At 67.9% G+C, this 17,879-nt stretch carries 19 protein-coding genes; 7 read left to right on the forward strand and 12 right to left on the reverse strand.

Going from position 1 to position 17,879, the window contains the following annotated elements:
• Positions 1-447 (reverse strand): MAPEG family protein, encoded by a 447-nt coding sequence (locus tag J0I47_RS13475; protein ID WP_294047502.1) that lies wholly within the window; start codon positions 445-447, stop codon positions 1-3.
• Between the two features lie 196 nt (positions 448-643).
• On the opposite strand from J0I47_RS13475, the gene rpmF reads away from it, so the two are divergent.
• From rpmF to J0I47_RS13500, 5 genes are all read left to right on the forward strand, one after another.
• On the forward strand, positions 644-823 hold the full coding sequence (gene rpmF, locus J0I47_RS13480) for a 50S ribosomal protein L32 (protein ID WP_294047503.1): 180 nt from the start codon (positions 644-646) through the stop codon (positions 821-823).
• A 20-nt stretch (positions 824-843) separates the two neighbouring features.
• Positions 844-1,890, forward strand: a complete 1,047-nt coding sequence (gene plsX, locus J0I47_RS13485; RefSeq protein ID WP_294047504.1) for a phosphate acyltransferase PlsX — start codon at positions 844-846, stop codon at positions 1,888-1,890.
• Positions 1,887-2,852: a beta-ketoacyl-ACP synthase III gene (locus tag J0I47_RS13490; RefSeq protein WP_294047505.1), complete on the forward strand. Its 966-nt coding sequence runs from the start codon at positions 1,887-1,889 to the stop codon at positions 2,850-2,852. The genes plsX and J0I47_RS13490 overlap by 4 nt, the downstream gene beginning before the upstream one ends.
• A 99-nt stretch (positions 2,853-2,951) precedes the next feature.
• Entirely contained in the window at positions 2,952-3,251 is a 300-nt protein-coding gene (locus J0I47_RS13495) for an integration host factor subunit alpha (protein WP_294047506.1), read from the forward strand.
• Between the two features lie 11 nt (positions 3,252-3,262).
• Complete coding sequence (locus tag J0I47_RS13500; protein WP_294047507.1) at positions 3,263-3,631, forward strand: MerR family transcriptional regulator; 369 nt, start codon at positions 3,263-3,265, stop codon at positions 3,629-3,631.
• Between the two features lies 1 nt (position 3,632).
• Here the strand turns inward: J0I47_RS13500 and J0I47_RS13505 are convergent, their stop codons facing one another.
• Positions 3,633-4,328, reverse strand: a complete 696-nt coding sequence (locus J0I47_RS13505) for a TetR/AcrR family transcriptional regulator (protein WP_294047508.1) — start codon at positions 4,326-4,328, stop codon at positions 3,633-3,635.
• A 123-nt stretch (positions 4,329-4,451) separates the two neighbouring features.
• On the opposite strand from J0I47_RS13505, the gene J0I47_RS13510 reads away from it, so the two are divergent.
• Both J0I47_RS13510 and J0I47_RS13515 read left to right on the forward strand, forming a co-directional pair.
• The gene (locus J0I47_RS13510) at positions 4,452-6,821 is read left to right on the forward strand and encodes a TonB-dependent receptor (RefSeq protein WP_294047509.1); all 2,370 of its coding nucleotides are present in this window, start codon (positions 4,452-4,454) and stop codon (positions 6,819-6,821) included.
• 75 nt (positions 6,822-6,896) lie between these two features.
• Positions 6,897-8,342, forward strand: coding sequence for an MFS transporter (locus J0I47_RS13515; protein ID WP_294047510.1), 1,446 nt, complete (start codon positions 6,897-6,899; stop codon positions 8,340-8,342).
• Here the strand turns inward: J0I47_RS13515 and J0I47_RS13520 are convergent.
• The 10 genes from J0I47_RS13520 to J0I47_RS13565 form a co-directional block, all read right to left on the reverse strand.
• Positions 8,339-9,883: a peptide chain release factor 3 gene (locus tag J0I47_RS13520; protein WP_294047511.1), complete on the reverse strand. Its 1,545-nt coding sequence runs from the start codon at positions 9,881-9,883 to the stop codon at positions 8,339-8,341. The two genes, J0I47_RS13515 and J0I47_RS13520, sit on opposite strands and share 4 nt — an antisense overlap.
• Before the next feature lie 169 nt (positions 9,884-10,052).
• A complete protein-coding gene (locus tag J0I47_RS13525) occupies positions 10,053-10,493 on the reverse strand; it encodes a hypothetical protein (RefSeq protein WP_294047512.1) in 441 nt (146 codons plus the stop codon).
• A 52-nt stretch (positions 10,494-10,545) separates the two neighbouring features.
• Positions 10,546-11,406, reverse strand: a complete 861-nt coding sequence (locus J0I47_RS13530; RefSeq protein ID WP_294047513.1) for an aldose 1-epimerase family protein — start codon at positions 11,404-11,406, stop codon at positions 10,546-10,548.
• A complete protein-coding gene (locus tag J0I47_RS13535; protein ID WP_294047514.1) occupies positions 11,403-12,146 on the reverse strand; it encodes an SDR family NAD(P)-dependent oxidoreductase in 744 nt (247 codons plus the stop codon). The genes J0I47_RS13530 and J0I47_RS13535 overlap by 4 nt, the downstream gene beginning before the upstream one ends.
• Positions 12,147-12,191: 45 nt before the next feature.
• On the reverse strand, positions 12,192-14,573 hold the full coding sequence (gene pheT, locus J0I47_RS13540) for a phenylalanine--tRNA ligase subunit beta (protein WP_294047515.1): 2,382 nt from the start codon (positions 14,571-14,573) through the stop codon (positions 12,192-12,194).
• Entirely contained in the window at positions 14,570-15,751 is a 1,182-nt protein-coding gene (gene pheS / locus J0I47_RS13545) for a phenylalanine--tRNA ligase subunit alpha (RefSeq protein ID WP_294047516.1), read from the reverse strand. The genes pheT and pheS overlap by 4 nt, the downstream gene beginning before the upstream one ends.
• Positions 15,741-16,106, reverse strand: a complete 366-nt coding sequence (locus J0I47_RS13550; RefSeq protein ID WP_294047517.1) for a GIY-YIG nuclease family protein — start codon at positions 16,104-16,106, stop codon at positions 15,741-15,743. Before J0I47_RS13550 ends, pheS begins: the two co-directional genes overlap by 11 nt.
• A gap of 121 nt (positions 16,107-16,227) precedes the next feature.
• On the reverse strand, positions 16,228-16,593 hold the full coding sequence (gene rplT / locus J0I47_RS13555) for a 50S ribosomal protein L20 (protein WP_294047518.1): 366 nt from the start codon (positions 16,591-16,593) through the stop codon (positions 16,228-16,230).
• 14 nt (positions 16,594-16,607) lie between these two features.
• Positions 16,608-16,811, reverse strand: coding sequence for a 50S ribosomal protein L35 (gene rpmI / locus J0I47_RS13560; protein WP_066588206.1), 204 nt, complete (start codon positions 16,809-16,811; stop codon positions 16,608-16,610).
• A 235-nt stretch (positions 16,812-17,046) separates the two neighbouring features.
• Positions 17,047-17,841, reverse strand: coding sequence for an inositol monophosphatase family protein (locus J0I47_RS13565; RefSeq protein WP_294047519.1), 795 nt, complete (start codon positions 17,839-17,841; stop codon positions 17,047-17,049).
• Positions 17,842-17,879 lie beyond the last annotated feature (38 nt).

Here is a 17,879-nt window from a genome sequence, read left to right on the forward strand (position 1 = left end):
TCAGCCCTTCGGATTGCCGAGATAGATGGTGCGCTCGGCCGGCACCGGTTTGTCGGCGCTCGCCTGATACCCGATCGCCAGCGCCCAGACCGCGAGCGCCAGCAACGCCAGCCACGTTACCAGCGCGCCGACGAGGCGAAAGGGATTGGGCGCCGGCCGATCCATGCCGATCGCATGCGCCAGCCGCGCGACGATGAACGCCGCGCCCACCAGCCACAGCCACAGGCTCGGCCCGCGCGCCAGCTCGATCAGCGCGATCAGGATGACGATCGTCGGCGCATATTCGGTGAAATTGGCGTGCGCCCGCATCTTGGCGATGACTGCAGGGTCGGCGCCGTCGCCCAGCATGTGCTTGCCATAAACCCGCACCCGCGTGACGCGCAGCGCCAGCCAGAGGTTGATGAGGGCCACCGCCGCGGCGATGGCGAGCGTGACGGGCAGGATCATGGCGCATTCCCCCAGATGGACCGATCGACCGTGCCACGCCGGTCGGCGGGTTGCAACGGCGGGCAAAATCGCTATAGGCGCGCCTTTCCGCGTTCAGACCCGCTGACCGCGCGGCCGGCACCCGCCGGTTGTGCTGGTTCGCTTTCGGGCCTAACGCTTCCGATCAACGCGCTTACGCTAGAAGGTTGTCGCCGCAATGGCCGTTCCCAAGAGAAAGACCTCGCCCTCCCGCCGTGGCATGCGCCGCGCGCACGATTCGCTGTCGGTGGAGGCGTTCCAGGAGTGCCCGAACTGCGGCGAGCTGAAGCGTCCGCACAACCTGTGCGCGTCGTGCGGGCACTATAACGGTCGCGAGATCGTTTCGGCCGAAGGCTGACCGTCGAGGACATTGCGACCGTGACCACCGGCTCCTGGATCGCCGTCGACGCCATGGGCGGGGACGAGGGGCTGGCGGTGATGCTGGCGGGGGTCGCGGAAGCGCGCCGCCGCTATGACGGGACGCATTTCTTCCTGGTCGGCGACGAGGCGGCGATCGCCGAGGGGCTGAAGAAGCACCCGAACCTTACCGCCAATTCGGAAATCGTCCACGCGCCCGACGTCATCTCGGGTGATGAGAAGCCGGGCCAGGCGCTGCGCCGCGCCAAGACGACGTCGATGGGCGTCGCGATCGATCTGGTGAAGCAGGGACGCGCTGCCGCCGCCGTCTCGTCGGGCAACACCGGCGCGCTGATGGCGATGGCCAAGCTGTCGCTGCGCACGATGCCGGGGATCGACCGCCCCGCCCTCGCCGGGCTGATGCCGAGCATGGGCGATCACGATACCGTCGTGCTCGATCTCGGCGCCAATACCGAATGCGATGCGCGCAATCTCGAGCAGTTCGCGATCATGGGCGCCGCCTATGCGCGGACCATGCTCGACCTCGAATCGCCCCGCGTCGCGCTGCTGAACATCGGCACCGAGGACATGAAGGGTACCGAGGAGATTCGCGAGGCGGCGCAGGCATTGCGCGACGCGACACACCTGCCGCTCACTTTTTCGGGGTTCATCGAGGGCGACAAATTGTCGCGCGGCGACGTCGACGTGATCGTGTGCGATGGCTTTTCGGGCAATGTCGCGCTGAAAACGGCGGAAGGCACCGCGCGGTTCGTTGCCGACCTGCTCCGCATCGCGTTTTCGAGTTCGCTGCGCTCCAAGATCGGCTTCCTGATCTCGCGCCCGGCGACCGACCTGCTGCGGCATCATCTCGACCCCAACAACCACAACGGCGCGGTCTTTCTCGGTCTCAACGGGCTGGTGGTGAAGAGCCATGGCGGTGCGAACGAGACCGGGGTCGCCAACGCGATCGCGGTCGCCGCCAAGAGCGTGCGCGACGACCTGGCGCGACGGATCGCCGAGGATCTCCGGCACTTCGCCGGAGCCGAGCCGGAAGGCGCCGCGGCATGAGGCGCGCTGTCCTGACCGGTACCGGCTCGGCGTTGCCGGCGCGGCGCGTGTCGAACGCCGAACTGGCGGAGACGGTCGAGACGTCCGACGAGTGGATCGTCGAGCGCACCGGCATCCGCTTTCGCCACATCGCCGGACCCGACGAGACGACCGGCACGCTGGCCGCCGATGCCGCCCGCGCGGCGATCGCCGCGGCCGGCGTGACCGCGCAGGACATCGACCTGATCGTGCTGGCGACCGCGACACCCGACCAGACCTTCCCGGCCACCGCGACCAAGGTGCAGGCGATGCTCGGCATCGACGATTGCGTCGCGTTCGACGTGGCGGCGGTGTGCTCGGGGTTCCTCTACGCGGTACAGGTTGCCGACAGCATGATTCGCGGCGGCGCGGCGGCCCGCGCGCTGGTGATCGGGGCGGAAACGTTCAGCCGCATCCTCGATTGGGAAGATCGCACCACCTGCGTGCTGTTCGGCGACGGCGCCGGCGCGATCGTGCTGGAGGCGAAGGAGGTCGCGGCGGACGGTCCCGGCATCCTGTCGACCAAGCTGCACGCCGATGGGCGGCACAACGAACTGCTCTACGTCGATGGCGGTCCATCGACGACGGGCACGGTCGGCAAGCTTCGCATGAAGGGGCGCGAAGTGTTCCGCCACGCGGTGACCAACCTGGCGGCGGTTATGGACGAATCGCTCGGGCTGGCCGGGCTGACCGCCGCCGATGTCGACTGGGTGGTGCCGCATCAGGCCAATGCCCGCATCCTCGACGCGACCGCGCGCAAATTGTCGCTCCCGGCCGAAAAGGTCGTCGTGACGGTCGACCAGCACGCCAATACCTCGGCCGCGTCGGTACCGCTCGCGCTCGACGTCGCGGCGCGCGATGGGCGGATCAAGCCTGGTCAGATCGTCGTTCTCGAGGCAATGGGCGGGGGCTTTACTTGGGGGGCGGCAGTATTGCGGACCTGACCCATCGTGGAACGGTTCCGTCACGCTTGCGTAACTATCTCTTTTCTTGCGCGGCCTCATTGTGTTAGGCTCGCAATCCAGCACCTGGGGAGGGCGTGAATGTCGGAAGTGGGTACCTTGACGCGGGCGGACCTGGCGGACGCGATCCAGCGCGAGGTCGGGCTGTCGCGAGCCGATTCGGCGCAGATGGTCGAGGATATCCTGGGCCATATGTGTGGGGCGCTCGCCAATGGCGAGAACGTCAAGATTTCGGGCTTCGGCACCTTCGTACTTCGCGACAAGAGCCAGCGGATCGGGCGCAATCCCAAGACCGGGGTCGAAGTGCCGATCGCGCCGCGCCGCGTGCTGACCTTTCGCGCCAGCCAGATGATGCGCGATCGCATCGTCCAGGCGGGCTGACGGAATCGGCCGTGGCCGGCCCGGACAAGGCGGCTGGCGCTTTCCGCACGATCGGCGAGGTGTCGCGTGACACCGGCGTGCCGCAACATATCCTGCGTTACTGGGAGTCGCGGTTCGCTCAGCTCCGACCGCTGCAACGCGCCGGCAACCGTCGCTATTACCGCCCCGACGACGTCGCGCTGGTGCGGCGGATCGACGATCTGTTGAACGTGCAGGGCTATACGATCGGCGGCGTGCAGAAATTGTTGGCAAGCGAAGCGCGCGGCCCGAGCGTAGTGCCGACGCCGGCGGCGCCAGTCGCGAACGGCGGCGCAGGGGTCGACTGGTCCGCGCTTGCCGCGATCCGCGCGCTGCTCGCGCAGGCGCTCGCCGCCGGCTGACCTAATCGCGCGGCGCGAGCCCGCGACGAAGCATGTCCTCGACCGTCGAGGCCACCTCACTCGGTGTGCGGTCGTCGTCCCATACGCCGAAGCGTAGCCCCAGGAACACGTTCATCCCCATGATCGCCCAAGCGTGGATGGCATCGACGTCGTCACGCACTTCGCCGCGTTCGGCGGCGGCACGCAGGCGCTGTTCAATACGCTCGGCCGTGGTTGCGTAGTGCGCGCGAAAGCTCGCCGGGTCGACGAACTCGGCCTCGTCGATGATGCGGTAGATTTCCTTGTGACCGCGCACGAACTCCAGAAAGCTTTGCAGGCCGGCGCGCTCGGCATCGATCTGATTCGATGCGGCGCGTAGCGCCGGGGCAACGGTCACACGGACCTGTTCCGACATGTCGCGGACCAGCGCGCGGAACACCGCGTCCTTCGAGTCGAAATAGGTGTAGAAGCTGCCCAGCGCGACCCCGGCGCGGCGCGTGATCCCGCTGATCGAGGCATCGTGGAACCCCTTGTCGCCGAACTCGGCGGCAGCAGCATCGAGGATCGCACGCAGCGTCCGTCGGCCGCGCTCGGTCCGCGGTGCCTTGCCGGCGCTCGCCGTCGCATCGATCGGGCGCGCCGCATCGCTTGTCGGCACGACCGCCGTCTCCGAGCCCTCCGCCTCGACAGGCGTTGCCGATCCGCCACGCTCCGCCATTGATCGCACCCTCCCCACAAACCGAAGTTGAAACCCGGTTCAGGTTTCACTATACGCATCGCCGACAAGCGTTCAACCGGTTCGTTGGCCGGACGACGAGACATCTATTTGGGAGGGATATCGATGATTCGCACGCCTCGCGCTCGCGCACTTTATGTCGGCGCCGCTGCCGCCGCTCTCTTCGCCTCACCCGCCTTCGCGCAGGAAACGCCGACCGCCGCCGCGCCGTCGACCAGCCAGGCGACCGATGGCAACGACCAGACCGACATCGTCGTCACCGCGCGCCGTCGCGAGGAAACGTTGCTCAACGTGCCGATCGCGGTCACGGCGGTCACTGCCGACAAGCTCGAAAAGACCGGCGCGATCGACCTGACCGATTTGCAGGCGGTGTCGCCCAACACCACGATCAAGGATGCGCGCGGCACCAACTCAACCCTTGCCGCCTTCATCCGCGGCGTCGGCCAGCAGGATCCGGTGCCGGGGTTCGAGGCGGGCATCGGCATCTATCTCGACGACGTGTACCTCAACCGCCCGCAAGCGGCGGTGCTCGACATTTACGACGTCGACCGGATCGAAGTGCTGCGCGGGCCGCAGGGCACGCTGTACGGCCGCAACACGATCGGCGGCGCGATCAAGTACGTGACCAAGCGGCTGCCCGACCATTTCGAGGCGACGGTCAAGGGTACGTACGGCTCTTATAATCAGGCCGACGGCATCGTCAGCGTCTCGACCCCGATCGGCGACATGCTGCGCGTCGGCGTGTCAGGCGCGCGACTGACGCGAGACGGGTTCGGGCGCGACCTGACGCTCAATATTCCGAACTACAACAAGAACATCTGGGCCGGGCGCGGCACGATCGAGTTCGAGACGCCCGATAGCGGCCTGCTCGTTCGCCTGACCGGTGACTACACACACGACATGTCGGCGCCGCGCAACGGCCATCGCCTGTTCGCCGGCTTGCTGACGGGATCGCCGGTCCTTTCGAACGTGTACGACACCAATGCCGGGCTCAACTTCCCGAAGCAGGATATCCAGGCAGGCGGCCTGTCGATGTCGGTGACGGCCAAGCTCAGCGATGCCTTCACGTTGCGCAGCATCAGCGCATGGCGCCAGGATCGCAGCTTCACGCCGATCGATTTCGATTCGACTCCGTCGGTCGACGTCGACGTGCCCGCCGTCTATCGCAACGAGCAGACCAGCCAGGAATTCCAGCTGCTTTATGCGAGCCCGAAGCTGAACGGCCTGGTCGGTTTCTACTATCTCGGCGCCAAGGCCTCGACCGGGTTCGACGTGCTGCTCAACACCACTCTGGCCAATCTCGACGCCTATACGGCCGGCGACGTGCGGACCGAGACCGAATCGGTGTTCGCCGACTTCACCTATGATTTCACGCCGCAGTTCAGCCTGTCGCTTGGCGGCCGCTACACCTGGGACAACCGTAACGCCTATATCTACAAGGCGAACTTCCTCGGCGGGCCGCTTTATGGTGCGACCAGCGAGTTCGGCGGCAACCCGGCGCTGAACCTCGGCGCATCGACCAATTTCCGTGGCGAGGCGACGTTCAAGCGATTCACGCCGCGCGCCAGCCTGGCGTTCAAGCCGAATGCCAACCACCTGTTCTACGTGTCCTATTCGGAAGGGTTCAAGGGCGGCGGGTTCGATCCGCGCGGCTCCGGTACCTCGGCGCCGATCAGCAATGCGGCGGCGGGTCGCACCTATCAGGACATTTACAACTATCTGCTGTTCAAGCCCGAATCGGTGAAGAGCTACGAGATCGGCTGGAAGGGTTCGGCGCTCGACAAGCGGCTGAGCTGGGCGCTCGACGGCTTCTACGCCGATTATACCAACGTCCAGATTCCGGGCTCGGTCGCGTGTGTGATCGGTGGGGTGCAGAGCTTCTGCGGCATCACCACCAACGCCGCCAGGGCGCGCATCCAGGGCATCGAGTTCGAAGGCAATGCGGTGCTGGCGCGCGGGTTCGCGGGTGCGGGCTCGAACGTTACGCTGTCGACTGCGATCGGTTACATCGATCCCAAGTACAAGAATTACATCGGGCCGACCGGCGCCGAGGTCTCGCAATACCGCCAGTTCCAGAACACTCCGAAATGGACCGCCACGGGCACGCTCGCGGCCAACGTCCCGGCCGGCGAGGGCGCGGTCAACGCGTCGACTACGGTCGCCTATCGCAGCCTGACGCACCAGTTCGAGGTGGCGAGCCCGTTCCTCGACCAGCCCGGTTACACCCTGTGGGACGCCAACCTGACCTACACGTTCGGCGGTGGCCGCTATTCGGTCGGCGTGCACGCCAAGAACATCACCAACGTTCATTACAAGACGTCGGGATATCAGTATCTGTCCGCCAACGCGGCGACCGGCGCGATCAACTACACGTCGACCGGCGGCGTCACCCCGACGCTGGGCAAGGAAGGCATCGCGACCGCCTTCTACGGCAATCCGCGGCAGGTGTTCGGAACCTTCTCGCTCAAGTTCTAAAGCGTTGATACAGGGGGAAGGGGCCAGGGCGCGTGCCAAGCGTGTCCGGCCCCTTTTCGTGTGGGGAGAAAGCGAATGACGACACGGACCGAGCGACCCGGCTATCCGGGCGTGGTGCTGGCGATGCTGCTGGTCGTCTATACGTTCAACTTTCTCGACCGTCAGATCCTGGGCATCCTGGCGAAGCCGATCCAAGCCAGCCTGAATCTCGACGACGCGCAGTTCGGCGCGATCGGCGGGACGGCGTTCGCGATCCTTTACTCGGTGCTCGGCGTGCCGCTCGCGCTGGCGGCGGACCGCTGGGGCAAGACGCGGGTGATCGCAGGGTCGCTGGTGGTGTGGAGCGGGTTCACCGCCCTGTGCGGGACCGCGACCGGGTTCTGGCAGCTGTTCCTGTACCGGCTCGGCGTCGGCACCGGCGAAGCGGGGGGCGCGGCGCCGTCCTATGCGCTGATCGCTGATTACTTCCCCGTCGAGCGCCGCGCGCGGGCGCTGGCGATCTATTCGATGGGCATTCCGATCGGACTCGGCTGCGGCGTGCTGCTCGGCGCGTACATCGCGCAGAACGTCAACTGGCAGACGGCGTTCATCGTCATGGGCGTCGCCGGCATCCTGGTCGCGCCGATCTTTCTCGCGGTCGTGCGCGACCGTTATCCGCCGGCCGTCGCGGTGAAGGGCGCGCCGTCGCCGCTGTCGGTGATGCCGATCCTGATGCGCAAGCCGGCGTACTGGCTGCTGTCGGTTGGCGCGGGGTGCAGCTCGATGGCGGGCTATGGCCTGGCGTTGTGGGCGCCCAAGATCATCGCGGTCCAGTTCGGCTGGACCGAGCATAGCGACCTCGTCAAGGTCGGCCAGTTCATGGGCGCGCTGCTGCTGATCGGCGGGTCGCTCGGCATCTTCCTGGGCGGCGTGGTGTCCGACCGGCTGGGGAAGATCGACCGCGCCTGGTATGCCCGCGTGCCGGCGATCGCCTGGTTCATTACCGCGCCGATGTTCATCCTGGGCTTCAACATCCACACGCCGATGCTCGCATGGGTCGTCCTGCTGATCCCGAACGCGCTCAATACGTTGTGGCTGGGGCCGATCATCACCGCGTCGCAGCATCTGGCGCCGGCGAAGATGCGGGCGGGGACGTCGGGCACGTTCCTGCTCATCAACAACCTGCTCGGGCTCGGGCTGGGGCCGTGGCTGATGGGCGCGTTGTCGGTCGCGCTGAAGGCGAAATATGGCGACCAGTCGCTCGGTATCGCGGCGATGATCGGCGTGTGCCTCTACCTCGTCGCCGCGGTGCTCGCGCTGCTGGCGATCCGACCGCTCAAGCGGGGCTGGGTCGAGGAGGGCGCGGACGTGCCGCCCCCGCCGCGATCGCAAGTGGCCGGCGCGATCGTGTTGATGGCCGCGCTGGTGGTGTGGATCGTCGCGCTGGTGCTGTTTCCGATCTGGCCTATTCGCCTCCTCGCGGCACTGATGACGATTGGTGGGGTCGTGATGCTCGCGCGGCCGGGGCGAGCGGTGGCTTAACGCTCCCGCGTCGCGGCGAACTTCACCTTCGGATAACGGTCGGCGACGTAGCCGACTTCCCACGCGGTCTTCGCCAGGAACACCGGGTTGCCGTCGCGATCCTTGGCCATCGCCGCGCGGTTGAGGTCGGCGAACGCCTTCAGGTCGGCCGGGTCCGCCGCCGAGATCCAGCGCGCCGTGTCGAACGGTGCCATCTCCAGCCCGGCCGCGACCTTGTATTCCGCCTCCAGCCGACTGACGAGCACGTCGAGCTGGAGCTGGCCGACCACGCCGATGATCCAGTTCGACCCGATCTCCGGATAGAAGACCTGAGTCACGCCTTCCTCGGCCATGTCGTCGAGCGCCTTGCGCAACTGCTTGGTCTTGGTCGGATCCTTCAGCGCGACGCGGCGCAGAATCTCGGGCGCGAAATTGGGCAGACCGGTGAAGCGCACGTCGGCGCGCTCCGACAGCGTGTCGCCGACGCGCAAGGTGCCGTGGTTGGGGATGCCGATGATGTCGCCCGGGAAGGCCTCGTCGGCGATCTCGCGGTTTTGCGCGAAGAACAGGATCGGCGAGTGCACCGCGATCGGCTTGCCGTGCCCGGTCGGGGTCAGCTTCATCCCGCGTTTGAAGGTGCCCGACACCAGCCGCATGAACGCGATGCGGTCGCGGTGCTGCGGATCCATGTTGGCCTGCACCTTGAACACGAAGCCGGTGACTTCGTCGGTGTCCGGGGTGACCGGGGCAGGCTCGGCCGGCTGCGCGCGCGGCGGCGGAGCATAGGACGCGAGCGCGGCGATCAGTTCGGCCGGACCGAAATCCTTGAGCGCCGATCCGAAATAGACCGGCGTCAGGTCGCCGTGGCGATACGCCTCGGCATCGAACGCGGCATAGCCGGCCTGGGCCAGCTCGATTTCCTCGGCGACATCGGCGGGCAGATCGGGCGCGGGTTCGACCTTGCCCTGGAAGGTACGGCTGTCGCCCTCGGGCCGGCTGATCGTCCGGTTCTGGAGATCGAGCACGCCCTGGAACGTGCCGCCCATCCCGACCGGCCACGACATCGGGCACACGTCGAGCGCGAGCACGTCGGCGATCTCGTCGAGCAGCTCGAACGGGCTGCGGCCCTCGCGGTCGACCTTGTTGACGAAGGTGATGATCGGGACCGAGCGCAACCGGCACACCTCGAACAGCTTGCGGGTCTGCGCCTCGATGCCGCGCGCCGCGTCGATCACCATCACCGCCGAATCGACCGCGGTCAGCGTGCGATAGGTGTCCTCGCTGAAATCCTCGTGCCCCGGCGTGTCGAGCAGGTTAAACGTGATAACGCTTCCGTCTTCCTGGGCGCGTTCGAACGTCATCACCGACGAGGTGACCGAGATGCCGCGCTGCTGCTCGATCTTCATCCAGTCCGATCGCGCGCGCCGGTTCTGGCCGCGCGCCTTGACCTCACCGGCCAGATGGATGGCGCCGCCGAAATAGAGCAGCTTCTCGGTCAGCGTGGTCTTGCCGGCGTCGGGGTGCGAGATGATGGCGAAGGTGCGGCGATCGGAAACGGTCATGATGCGCGCGCTCCTACCCGCGCCAGGGGTTCAGGTCGAGGGAAGGCGATCCAAAGTTGACAAACTTGACGGGGGTAGCGCGGTTCGCGCCGATCGGCGCATCGACGCGATCGGCTGGGGATGAGGAGGGGGTTTCAGGTGAAACCCAACATTGCAAGCGCGATCGGACTCAGGCGGCGAGCGCCCATCGGTCCTCGTCGTCGTTGGCGGGCCGGGTAGTGCGACGAATGCGGATGCTCCGCCGGCGCGGGCGACGCGGGGCGAGCCGCGCGGCGATCCAGCGGCCGGCCGCGCGCACCCGGACGGTGGAGAACGCAACCACCGCGACCAGCGCCACGTCGAGCAGGGTGCCGAGGTCGATCGCCACCGCCAGCCCGGCGATATCGGGCAGGCCGAACGCGACCAGCGCGGGGCCGTCATCCTCGAGCAGCCAGATGATCGTCACCACCATCACCGCCAGCGTCAGCATCAGCAGCACCTGCCCGCGCGAGATCCGCGACAGTCGCGCCGCCGGGCGCTCGACCAGCCAGCGATGCAGGACGCGCCCGGTCGGCGTGCCCTCGCTGGCGTGCAACAGCAGCCAAACTCCCAGTGCGATCACGATCAGCATGCCGACGTCCCCCTTGCGCCGCGATATGGCGCGCCGACGCAGCGGCGCAAGGTCAGGGCTGGAGCGTGATCGCCACCCGGCACGTCTTGCGGTCGCCCGGCGCGACCTCGAACACGCCGGGCTTGGTCCGGAAATCGCCGGTGAAGCCGACCGGATCGGCATGGCCGTGCCACGGCTCGATGCAGACGAATGCCGCGCCGGGCTTGGTCCAGATGCCGAGGTCGGGCGTGTCGGGAAAGTCGACTCGCAGCGACGGGCCGTCGCTCGCGCCATAGGTCACGCTCTGGGCGGCGACCGGGTTCCAGATCAGCGCATCGTCCGCGAACAGCGCGTCGGCGAGGTGCAGCGTGCGGCCGTCGAGCGGCGACGGCCGGGTCCGCGCGAACAGGCCGTCGGCCAGCACGACGATCTCGCCGGGCTCGTCGGACGCGAAGACGATGCGGTGGTCGGCGCGGGGCCGGCCATAGGGCAGCGGCCAGGCGAAGGCGGGGTGGAAGCCGAAGCTCGCCGGCAGCGGCACGTCGCCGGGATTGGCGATCGTCGCGGTCACGCTCAGCGTCGCACCGGCCAGCGCGAAGGCCAGATCGAGCGTGAAATCGAACGGATACTGGGCGCGCGTCTCGTCGTCGGCCTGCAACCGGAAGGTCGCGCGATCCGCCGCATGGTCGACGACCGCAAACGTGCTGCGGCGCGCGAAACCGTGCTTCTTCATCGCATAGGGGCGCCCATCGACTCGCAGCGTATCGTCGTTCAGCTGGCCGACGATCGGGAACAGGATCGGCGCATGTCCCGTCCAATATGCCGGATCGGCGCTCGTCATCAGCTCGCGTCCCTCGGCGTCGCGCAACGACGTCAGTTCGGCGCCGAAGGGGTTGATCGCCGCGGTCAGGGCGTCGGTGCCGATCGTAATCATTGGTCGCGCGCCACGGCGAAACCGGCGAACGACTGGCTGACCGGCATCAGTTCGATCGCGTTGACGTTGAGGTGCGCGGGCAGTTCGGCGATCCACAGCATCGTCGCGGCGATGTCGTCGCCGGTCATCGGGTGTGCGCCGGCATAGAGCTTGTCCGACGCGTCCCGGCTGCCGGTGCGGACGGCGGTGAACTCGGTCTCGACCATGCCCGGCTCGATCGAGGTGACGCGGACGCCGGTGCCGGCGAGATCGGAGCGCAGGCCCAGGCTGAACTGGCGGACGAACGCCTTGGTCCCGCCATAGACGTTGCCGCCGGAATAGGGGTAGGTCGCGGCGACCGACGACAGGTTGACGATCGCGCCCTGGCGCTCGATCAGCGCGGGCAGCAGCTTGCGCGTCAGCGACACCAAAGCGACGACATTGGTGTCGATCATCGTCCGCCACTGGTCGAGGCTGGCGTCCTGCGCCGCCGCCGTGCCCAGCGCGAGACCGGCATTGTTGACGAGCAGGTCGAGCCCACGGAAATCGGCCGGCAGCGCATCCAGCGCCGCGTCGCGCGCCGCTTCGTCGGTGACGTCGAACCTGCAACCGTGGAAGGCGTCGCCGAGCTCGCTCGCCAGCGCATCGAGCCGATCGGCCCGCCGCCCGGTCCCGACCACGCGCCACCCCGCGCCGGCGAACGCCCGCGCGGCGGCCTCGCCGATCCCCGACGTCGCACCCGTGATGAGGGCTGTCTTCATCTCAATCTCCGTCGGTCGTCGCGGCAGTGCCCGACCGGGTGAACCTCAACTCCGCAGCACCGCGCCGAGTTTCGCGGCCGCCGCGACGATCTTGTCGGCGATCGCCTTCAGTTCGGGCTCGGTGAAGCTCTTGTCGCCGGGTTGCAGCGTCACGTCGATCGCCATCGACCGGACGTCGTCGCGCTCGAACCGGTCGAACACGCGAGCGGCGGTGATCGCGGCCTTGTCGGCGCCACGTACCGCACGCGTCAGGGCGTCGGCGGTGAGCTCGGCCGGCACCGTGAAGGCGAAGTCGCGGGTGACGGCTTGCAGCGCCGGCGGGGCGAAAGCGGCGCGCATGAAGCCCGACCCCCGCTTCGCCGGGATCGCGTCGAGGTAGAGCTCCACCGCGGCCACCGGTCCGTCGAGGTCGAACGCGCGCAACGTCGCGGGGTGCAGCACGCCGAATGCCGCCAGTACCGTCTTTGGCCCTAGCCGCAGCGTGCCCGACTGGCCGGGATGCCAGTGATCGGCTGCCCCGTCCGACTCCGGGCCCATCACCTGAAGGTTGTCGACCGGCGCGCCGGCGGCGGCGAGCAGCGCCAGCGCCTCGGCCTTGGCATCGAACGCGTCGAACGGCGCGGCCTTGCCCGACTGCCAGCCCCGGATGCGCTTGTCCCCGGCGAGGACGAGGCCGAGCGTCGCGCATTCGTTCGACTGGCCGTCGGCGCCGGCGAAATAGCGCCGGCCGAGCTCGAACAGCCGCACGCTGCCCGCCCCGCGATGGCGGTTGCGCGCCGCGGCGGACAGCAGCCCTGGCAGCAGCGACGGGCGCATGACCTTGAGTTCCTCGCTGATCGGATTGGCGAGGCGCCAGGCGCCGCCGCCGAACGCGGCGGCGGCGGGTTCGCTGACGAACGACCACGTCACCGCCTCGTCGATCCCGCGCGCGGCGGCGGCACGGCGCAGCTTGCGCTCCTGGCGCTGCGCCGCGGTTGCGGTCGGCCGGGCGACGCCGGGCATGCGCGGCAACGGCGTCGACGGCACCTTGTCGATGCCCTCGATCCGGATCACTTCCTCGACCAGATCGGCGGGGCCGTCGATATCGCGACGCCAAGTCGGGATCGTCACGCGCCAGTCGCTGTCGACGACAAAGCCCAGTCGCGTCAGGATGTCGCGCTGGCGATCCGCCGCCACTGCCAGGCCGCCAAGCCGCTCGGCGAGCGCGGTGTCATAGGTGATCGCGCGCGGTTCCAGCGGCGGCTGCCCGGCGCGCGTCACCCCGCTCGCCGTCCCGCCGCACAAATCGAGCACCAATCGCGTCGCGATCGCGAGTCCCTCGTCGAGGAACGCCGGGTCGACCCCGCGCTCGAACCGCTGGCGCGCGTCGCTGGTCAGTTGCAGCTTCTGGCCGGTGCGCGCGATATGGTCGGGATCAAACCAGGCGCATTCGATGACGACGTCGGTGGTCGCGTCGGACACGCCCGATTCCTCGCCGCCCATGATGCCGGCGATGTCGTGGACCTGGGCATCGTCGGCGATCACCGTCATGTCGGGCGACAGCGTGTAGGTCTTGCCGTTGAGCGCCAGCACCTGTTCGCCCTGCTTCGCCTTGCGCGCGACCAGCCCGCCCTTGAGCTTGGCCTTATCGTAGACGTGCAAGGGCCGGTCCAGATCGACCGACACGAAATTGGTGATGTCGACCAGCGCCGAGATCGGCTTCTGCCCAATCGCGCGCAGATAACGCGCCATCCACTCGGGCGCCGCGCCGTTGGTCACGCCACGCACTTCCTGGCCGTAAAAGGCGGGACAGCCAGCGGTGTCGTCGGTCCGCACGTCGGGACCTGCACCCTCGCCCGCCACAGCCGGGACATCGAGCGGCCTGAGCGTCCCCAGCCCCGCCGCCGCGAGATCGCGCGCGATGCCGCGCACGCCCATGCAATCCTGGCGGTTGGGCGTGATGCTGACGTCGATCACCGGGTCGTCGAGATGGGCGTATCGAGCGAACGACGTGCCGACCGGCGCGTCGGCCGGCAGCTCGACGATGCCGTCATGGTCCTCGCCGAGTTCGAGCTCGCGCGTCGAACACATCATGCCGTTCGATTCGACCCCGCGGATCGCCGACACCTTCAGTTCCATGCCGTTCGCCGGCACCACCGCGCCGGGCAGGCCGAGCACGCCGACCAGCCCCGCGCGCGCGTTCGGCGCGCCGCACACGACCTGCAACGGCACGCCATCGCCGCGATCGACGCTCAGCACCTGCAGCTTGTCGGCCTGCGGATGACGCTCGGCAGTCAGCACGCGGGCGACGGTGAAGCCGTCGAGTTTCGCCGCCGGATTGTCGACGCCCTCGACCTCCAGCCCGATCCGCGTCAGCGTGTCGACGATCGTATCGATCGATGCATCGGTGTCGAGGTGCCGCTTGAGCCAGCTCAACGTGAACTTCATGCCCCGACTCCCCCGCTCAGCGTGGGCACGTCGAACGCCGAGAACCCGTAATGCTTCAGCCAGCGGACGTCGCCCTCGAACACCGGACGCAGATCGTCGATGCCGTATTTCAGCATCGCCAGCCGATCGATGCCGCAGCCGAACGCGAAGCCCTGCCACTCCGCCGGGTCGAGCCCGCAGGCGGCGATCACCTTGGGGTGGACCATGCCGCTGCCCAGCACTTCCATCCAGCCGTCCTGGCCGCCGATTACGCGCTTGCCCTTCTCGATCGAGAAGCCGACATCGACCTCGGCGGAGGGTTCGGTGAACGGGAAATAGCTCGGGCGCAGCCGCAGCACGACGTCGTCGCGCTCGAAGAAGGCGCGCAGGAACGTCTCCAGCGTCCATTTCAGGTGACCGAGCGTGATTCCCTTGTCGATCACCAGCCCCTCGACCTGGTGGAACATCGGCGTGTGCGTCGCGTCCCAGTCGCTGCGATAGACGCGGCCGGGCGCGATGATGCGGATGCCCTCGCCGGCATTCTGCGTGCGCCGCGCGACTTCGACCATCGTGCGGATCTGCACGGGGGAGGTGTGGGTGCGGAGGACCATCGGCGAGGAATCGAGCCCTGCCGGCGGCGAACGAAGCTCGCCGTCCGACGACGGGCTTTGCCCGTCGCCGGCCGCTCTCGGTTCCTCGAGATAAAACGTGTCCTGCATCGCCCGCGCCGGATGCGTGTCCGGAATATTGAGCGCGGCGAAATTGTGCCAGTCGTCCTCGATCTCCGGCCCGGTCGCGACCGCGAACCCCAGATCGGCGAAGATCTCCGCCAGTTCGTCCATCACCTGGCTGACCGGATGCACCGTGCCGGCGGGCGCGAGGTCGGCGGGCAGGGTCATGTCGAGCGTCTCGCTCGCTAGCTTCGCGTCGAGCGCGGCGCGGTCGAGCTCGGCCTTGCGCGCGGTCAGCGCGGCGGTGACCGCCTCGCGCAGGCCATGGATGCGCGGCCCTTCGACCTGACGCTCCTCGGGGCTCATCGCGCCGAGCGTCTTGAGCAGACCGGTCACGCTGCCCGACTTGCCGAGCGCGGCGACGCGTACCGCCTCGATCGCCTCCGGCGTCGCCGCCGCGTCGATCTGCGCGAGCAGGTCGGTCTTCAATTGGTCGAGATTGGTCACGATTTCGTCCCTAAATGTCATTCCCGCGCAGGCGGGAATCCAGCAGCGCTTCTTCTGATGATCGCAGATCGGCGATAAACGGCGGCAAACCCAGGCCGATCGCCAGATCGTCCCACTGCGGATTGTCCTCTTCGATCAGACGCGCCTTCCAGTCACGGTTCCATTTTTTCATCTGCTTTTCGCGCGTGATTGCCGCTTCCATCGTATCGGCAACGGCGAACCAGACCAGCCGGACGCAGCCATAGCGCTTGCTGAATCCGTCGAACCTGCCTTCGCGGTGCTGTAGGATGCGGCCGACCAGATTCGAGGTGACGCCGATGTAGAGCGTGCCGTGACGGCGGCTGGCCATCATGTAAACGCAGGGCTGCTTTTCCATCGCTCTCTTCAGGCCGACAAAATTCTGGATTCCCGCCTGCGCGGGAATGACGGCGTGCTTAACGAAAAGGGCGCCGGTGGCAAACCACCGACGCCCCGATTTCTTCGCGCGACAGGTCTCTTCAGGCGGCCTGGGGCAGCGCCGCCTTCGCCTGCGCGATGATGGCGCTAAACGCTTCGCCTTCGTGCATCGCGATGTCCGCGAGCACCTTCCGGTCGAGTTCGACGCCGGCGAGCTTCAGCCCGTGCATGAACTGCGAATAGGTCAGGCCCTCGGCGCGGACGCCGGCGTTGATGCGCTGGATCCACAGACCCCGGAAGGTCCGCTTCTTCACCTTGCGATCGCGATAGGCGTACTGGCCGGCCTTTTCGACCGCCTGCCGCGCGATGCGGATGGTGTTCTTGCGACGCCCCGAATAGCCCTTGGCCTGTTCCAGGATGTTCTTGTGCTTGGCGCGGGTGGTTACACCCCGTTTGACGCGTGCCATATCTCTCTAGCTCCTCAGTTCAGGCCGTACGGCGCCCAGGCCTTCACCGTCTTGGTGTCGGCGTCCGACAGCACGGTGGTGCCGCGGTTCTGGCGGATGTACTTCCCGTTGTGGGAGATCAGGCGGTGGCGCTTGCCGGCGACGCCGTGCTTCAGCTTGCCGGTGGCAGTGAGCTTGAAGCGCTTCTTGACGCCGCTCTTCGTCTTGAGCTTGGGCATTTTGGTCCTTTCGTTTGAAGCGAGACTGGAACCGCCGCGGCAGCCCTTGTGGCCGGGCGGTTCGTTCACCTCGCTTGCGAGAAGCTGGCGCGCATAGCGGCGAGTCTCGCAGAAAGCAATGATTGTCTGTCGCGGCGCCGGCCCGCTCCCCCACCCGACCGCCCAGATAGCATATCCTGTGGGCGGTCGGGTGGGGGAGCGGGCCGGCGCCGCCCACGCGCGGGAGCGCGTCGAATCAATGCCCGCAGGCCAGCGCTTCCAGCACCTCTTCGGTCCGCGCGGGATCGCCGATCGCCAGCACTTCGCCGCTGCTCGCGGCCGTCAGCGGGTCGCCCGACCAGTCGCACATATGCCCCCCTGCGCCCTCGACGATCGGGACGAGGGCGGCGAAGTCGTACAGCTTGAGCCCGGCCTCGATCACGACGTCGATATGCCCGCTCGCCAGCGCGCCGTAATTGTAGCAGTCGCCGCCATAGAGCGGGCCCTGGCGCAGATTGCCGTCGGCGATGGTCTCGATCAGCGCCATGTAGTGCTCGGCCTGGTGCGGGTCGAACAGATGCGGGCTGGTCGTGGCGAGGCTGGCGCCGGCGAGGCTGGGGCATGGGCGCGTGCGCGCGGGGGCGCCGTTGAACAGGGTCGGGCGGCCGATCGCGCCGATCCAGCGCTCGCCGATGATCGGCTGGTCGATGATCCCGATCGCGGGCCAGCCGTCGACGACCAGCGCGACCAAGGTCCCGAACAGCGGCCGCCCAGCGATGAAGGCGCGCGTGCCGTCGATCGGGTCGAGCACCCATTGCCGGCCGGTCGCGCCCTCGCTGGTGCCGAACTCCTCCCCGACGATACCGTCGCGCGGCGCTTCGGCGGCGAGCAAGGCGCGCATCGCCTGCTCCGCCTCGCGGTCGGCGGCGGTGACGGGGGACAGGTCGTCCTTGGTCTCGACGGCGACGTTGCGGAAATGCGGGCGGATCGCGGCGCCCGCGGCGTCGGCGAGGCGGTGGGCAAGGGCGATGTCGGCGTCGGTGATGCGCATCGGCTGGCCCTAGCGGCGCGGCCCGGCGCGGTCTAGGA

Origin of the sequence: Sphingomonas sp. (assembly GCF_017304635.1) — a bacterium.
GTDB lineage: Bacteria > Pseudomonadota > Alphaproteobacteria > Sphingomonadales > Sphingomonadaceae > Sphingomonas.

What these genes read in the sequence shown, in the direction of transcription:
- J0I47_RS13475 (WP_294047502.1), bottom strand. Translation starts at nt 447, where the DNA reads ATGATCCTGCCCGTCACGCTCGCCATCGCCGCGGCGGTGGCCCTCATC.
- rpmF (WP_294047503.1), top strand. Translation starts at nt 644, where the DNA reads ATGGCCGTTCCCAAGAGAAAGACCTCGCCCTCCCGCCGTGGCATGCGC.
- J0I47_RS13490 (WP_294047505.1), top strand. Translation starts at nt 1,887, where the DNA reads ATGAGGCGCGCTGTCCTGACCGGTACCGGCTCGGCGTTGCCGGCGCGG.
- J0I47_RS13495 (WP_294047506.1), top strand. Translation starts at nt 2,952, where the DNA reads ATGTCGGAAGTGGGTACCTTGACGCGGGCGGACCTGGCGGACGCGATC.
- J0I47_RS13505 (WP_294047508.1), bottom strand. Translation starts at nt 4,328, where the DNA reads ATGGCGGAGCGTGGCGGATCGGCAACGCCTGTCGAGGCGGAGGGCTCG.
- J0I47_RS13510 (WP_294047509.1), top strand. Translation starts at nt 4,452, where the DNA reads ATGATTCGCACGCCTCGCGCTCGCGCACTTTATGTCGGCGCCGCTGCC.
- J0I47_RS13515 (WP_294047510.1), top strand. Translation starts at nt 6,897, where the DNA reads ATGACGACACGGACCGAGCGACCCGGCTATCCGGGCGTGGTGCTGGCG.
- J0I47_RS13520 (WP_294047511.1), bottom strand. Translation starts at nt 9,883, where the DNA reads ATGACCGTTTCCGATCGCCGCACCTTCGCCATCATCTCGCACCCCGAC.
- J0I47_RS13525 (WP_294047512.1), bottom strand. Translation starts at nt 10,493, where the DNA reads ATGCTGATCGTGATCGCACTGGGAGTTTGGCTGCTGTTGCACGCCAGC.
- J0I47_RS13530 (WP_294047513.1), bottom strand. Translation starts at nt 11,406, where the DNA reads ATGATTACGATCGGCACCGACGCCCTGACCGCGGCGATCAACCCCTTC.
- J0I47_RS13535 (WP_294047514.1), bottom strand. Translation starts at nt 12,146, where the DNA reads ATGAAGACAGCCCTCATCACGGGTGCGACGTCGGGGATCGGCGAGGCC.
- pheT (WP_294047515.1), bottom strand. Translation starts at nt 14,573, where the DNA reads ATGAAGTTCACGTTGAGCTGGCTCAAGCGGCACCTCGACACCGATGCA.
- pheS (WP_294047516.1), bottom strand. Translation starts at nt 15,751, where the DNA reads ATGACATTTAGGGACGAAATCGTGACCAATCTCGACCAATTGAAGACC.
- J0I47_RS13550 (WP_294047517.1), bottom strand. Translation starts at nt 16,106, where the DNA reads ATGGAAAAGCAGCCCTGCGTTTACATGATGGCCAGCCGCCGTCACGGC.
- rplT (WP_294047518.1), bottom strand. Translation starts at nt 16,593, where the DNA reads ATGGCACGCGTCAAACGGGGTGTAACCACCCGCGCCAAGCACAAGAAC.
- rpmI (WP_066588206.1), bottom strand. Translation starts at nt 16,811, where the DNA reads ATGCCCAAGCTCAAGACGAAGAGCGGCGTCAAGAAGCGCTTCAAGCTC.
- J0I47_RS13565 (WP_294047519.1), bottom strand. Translation starts at nt 17,841, where the DNA reads ATGCGCATCACCGACGCCGACATCGCCCTTGCCCACCGCCTCGCCGAC.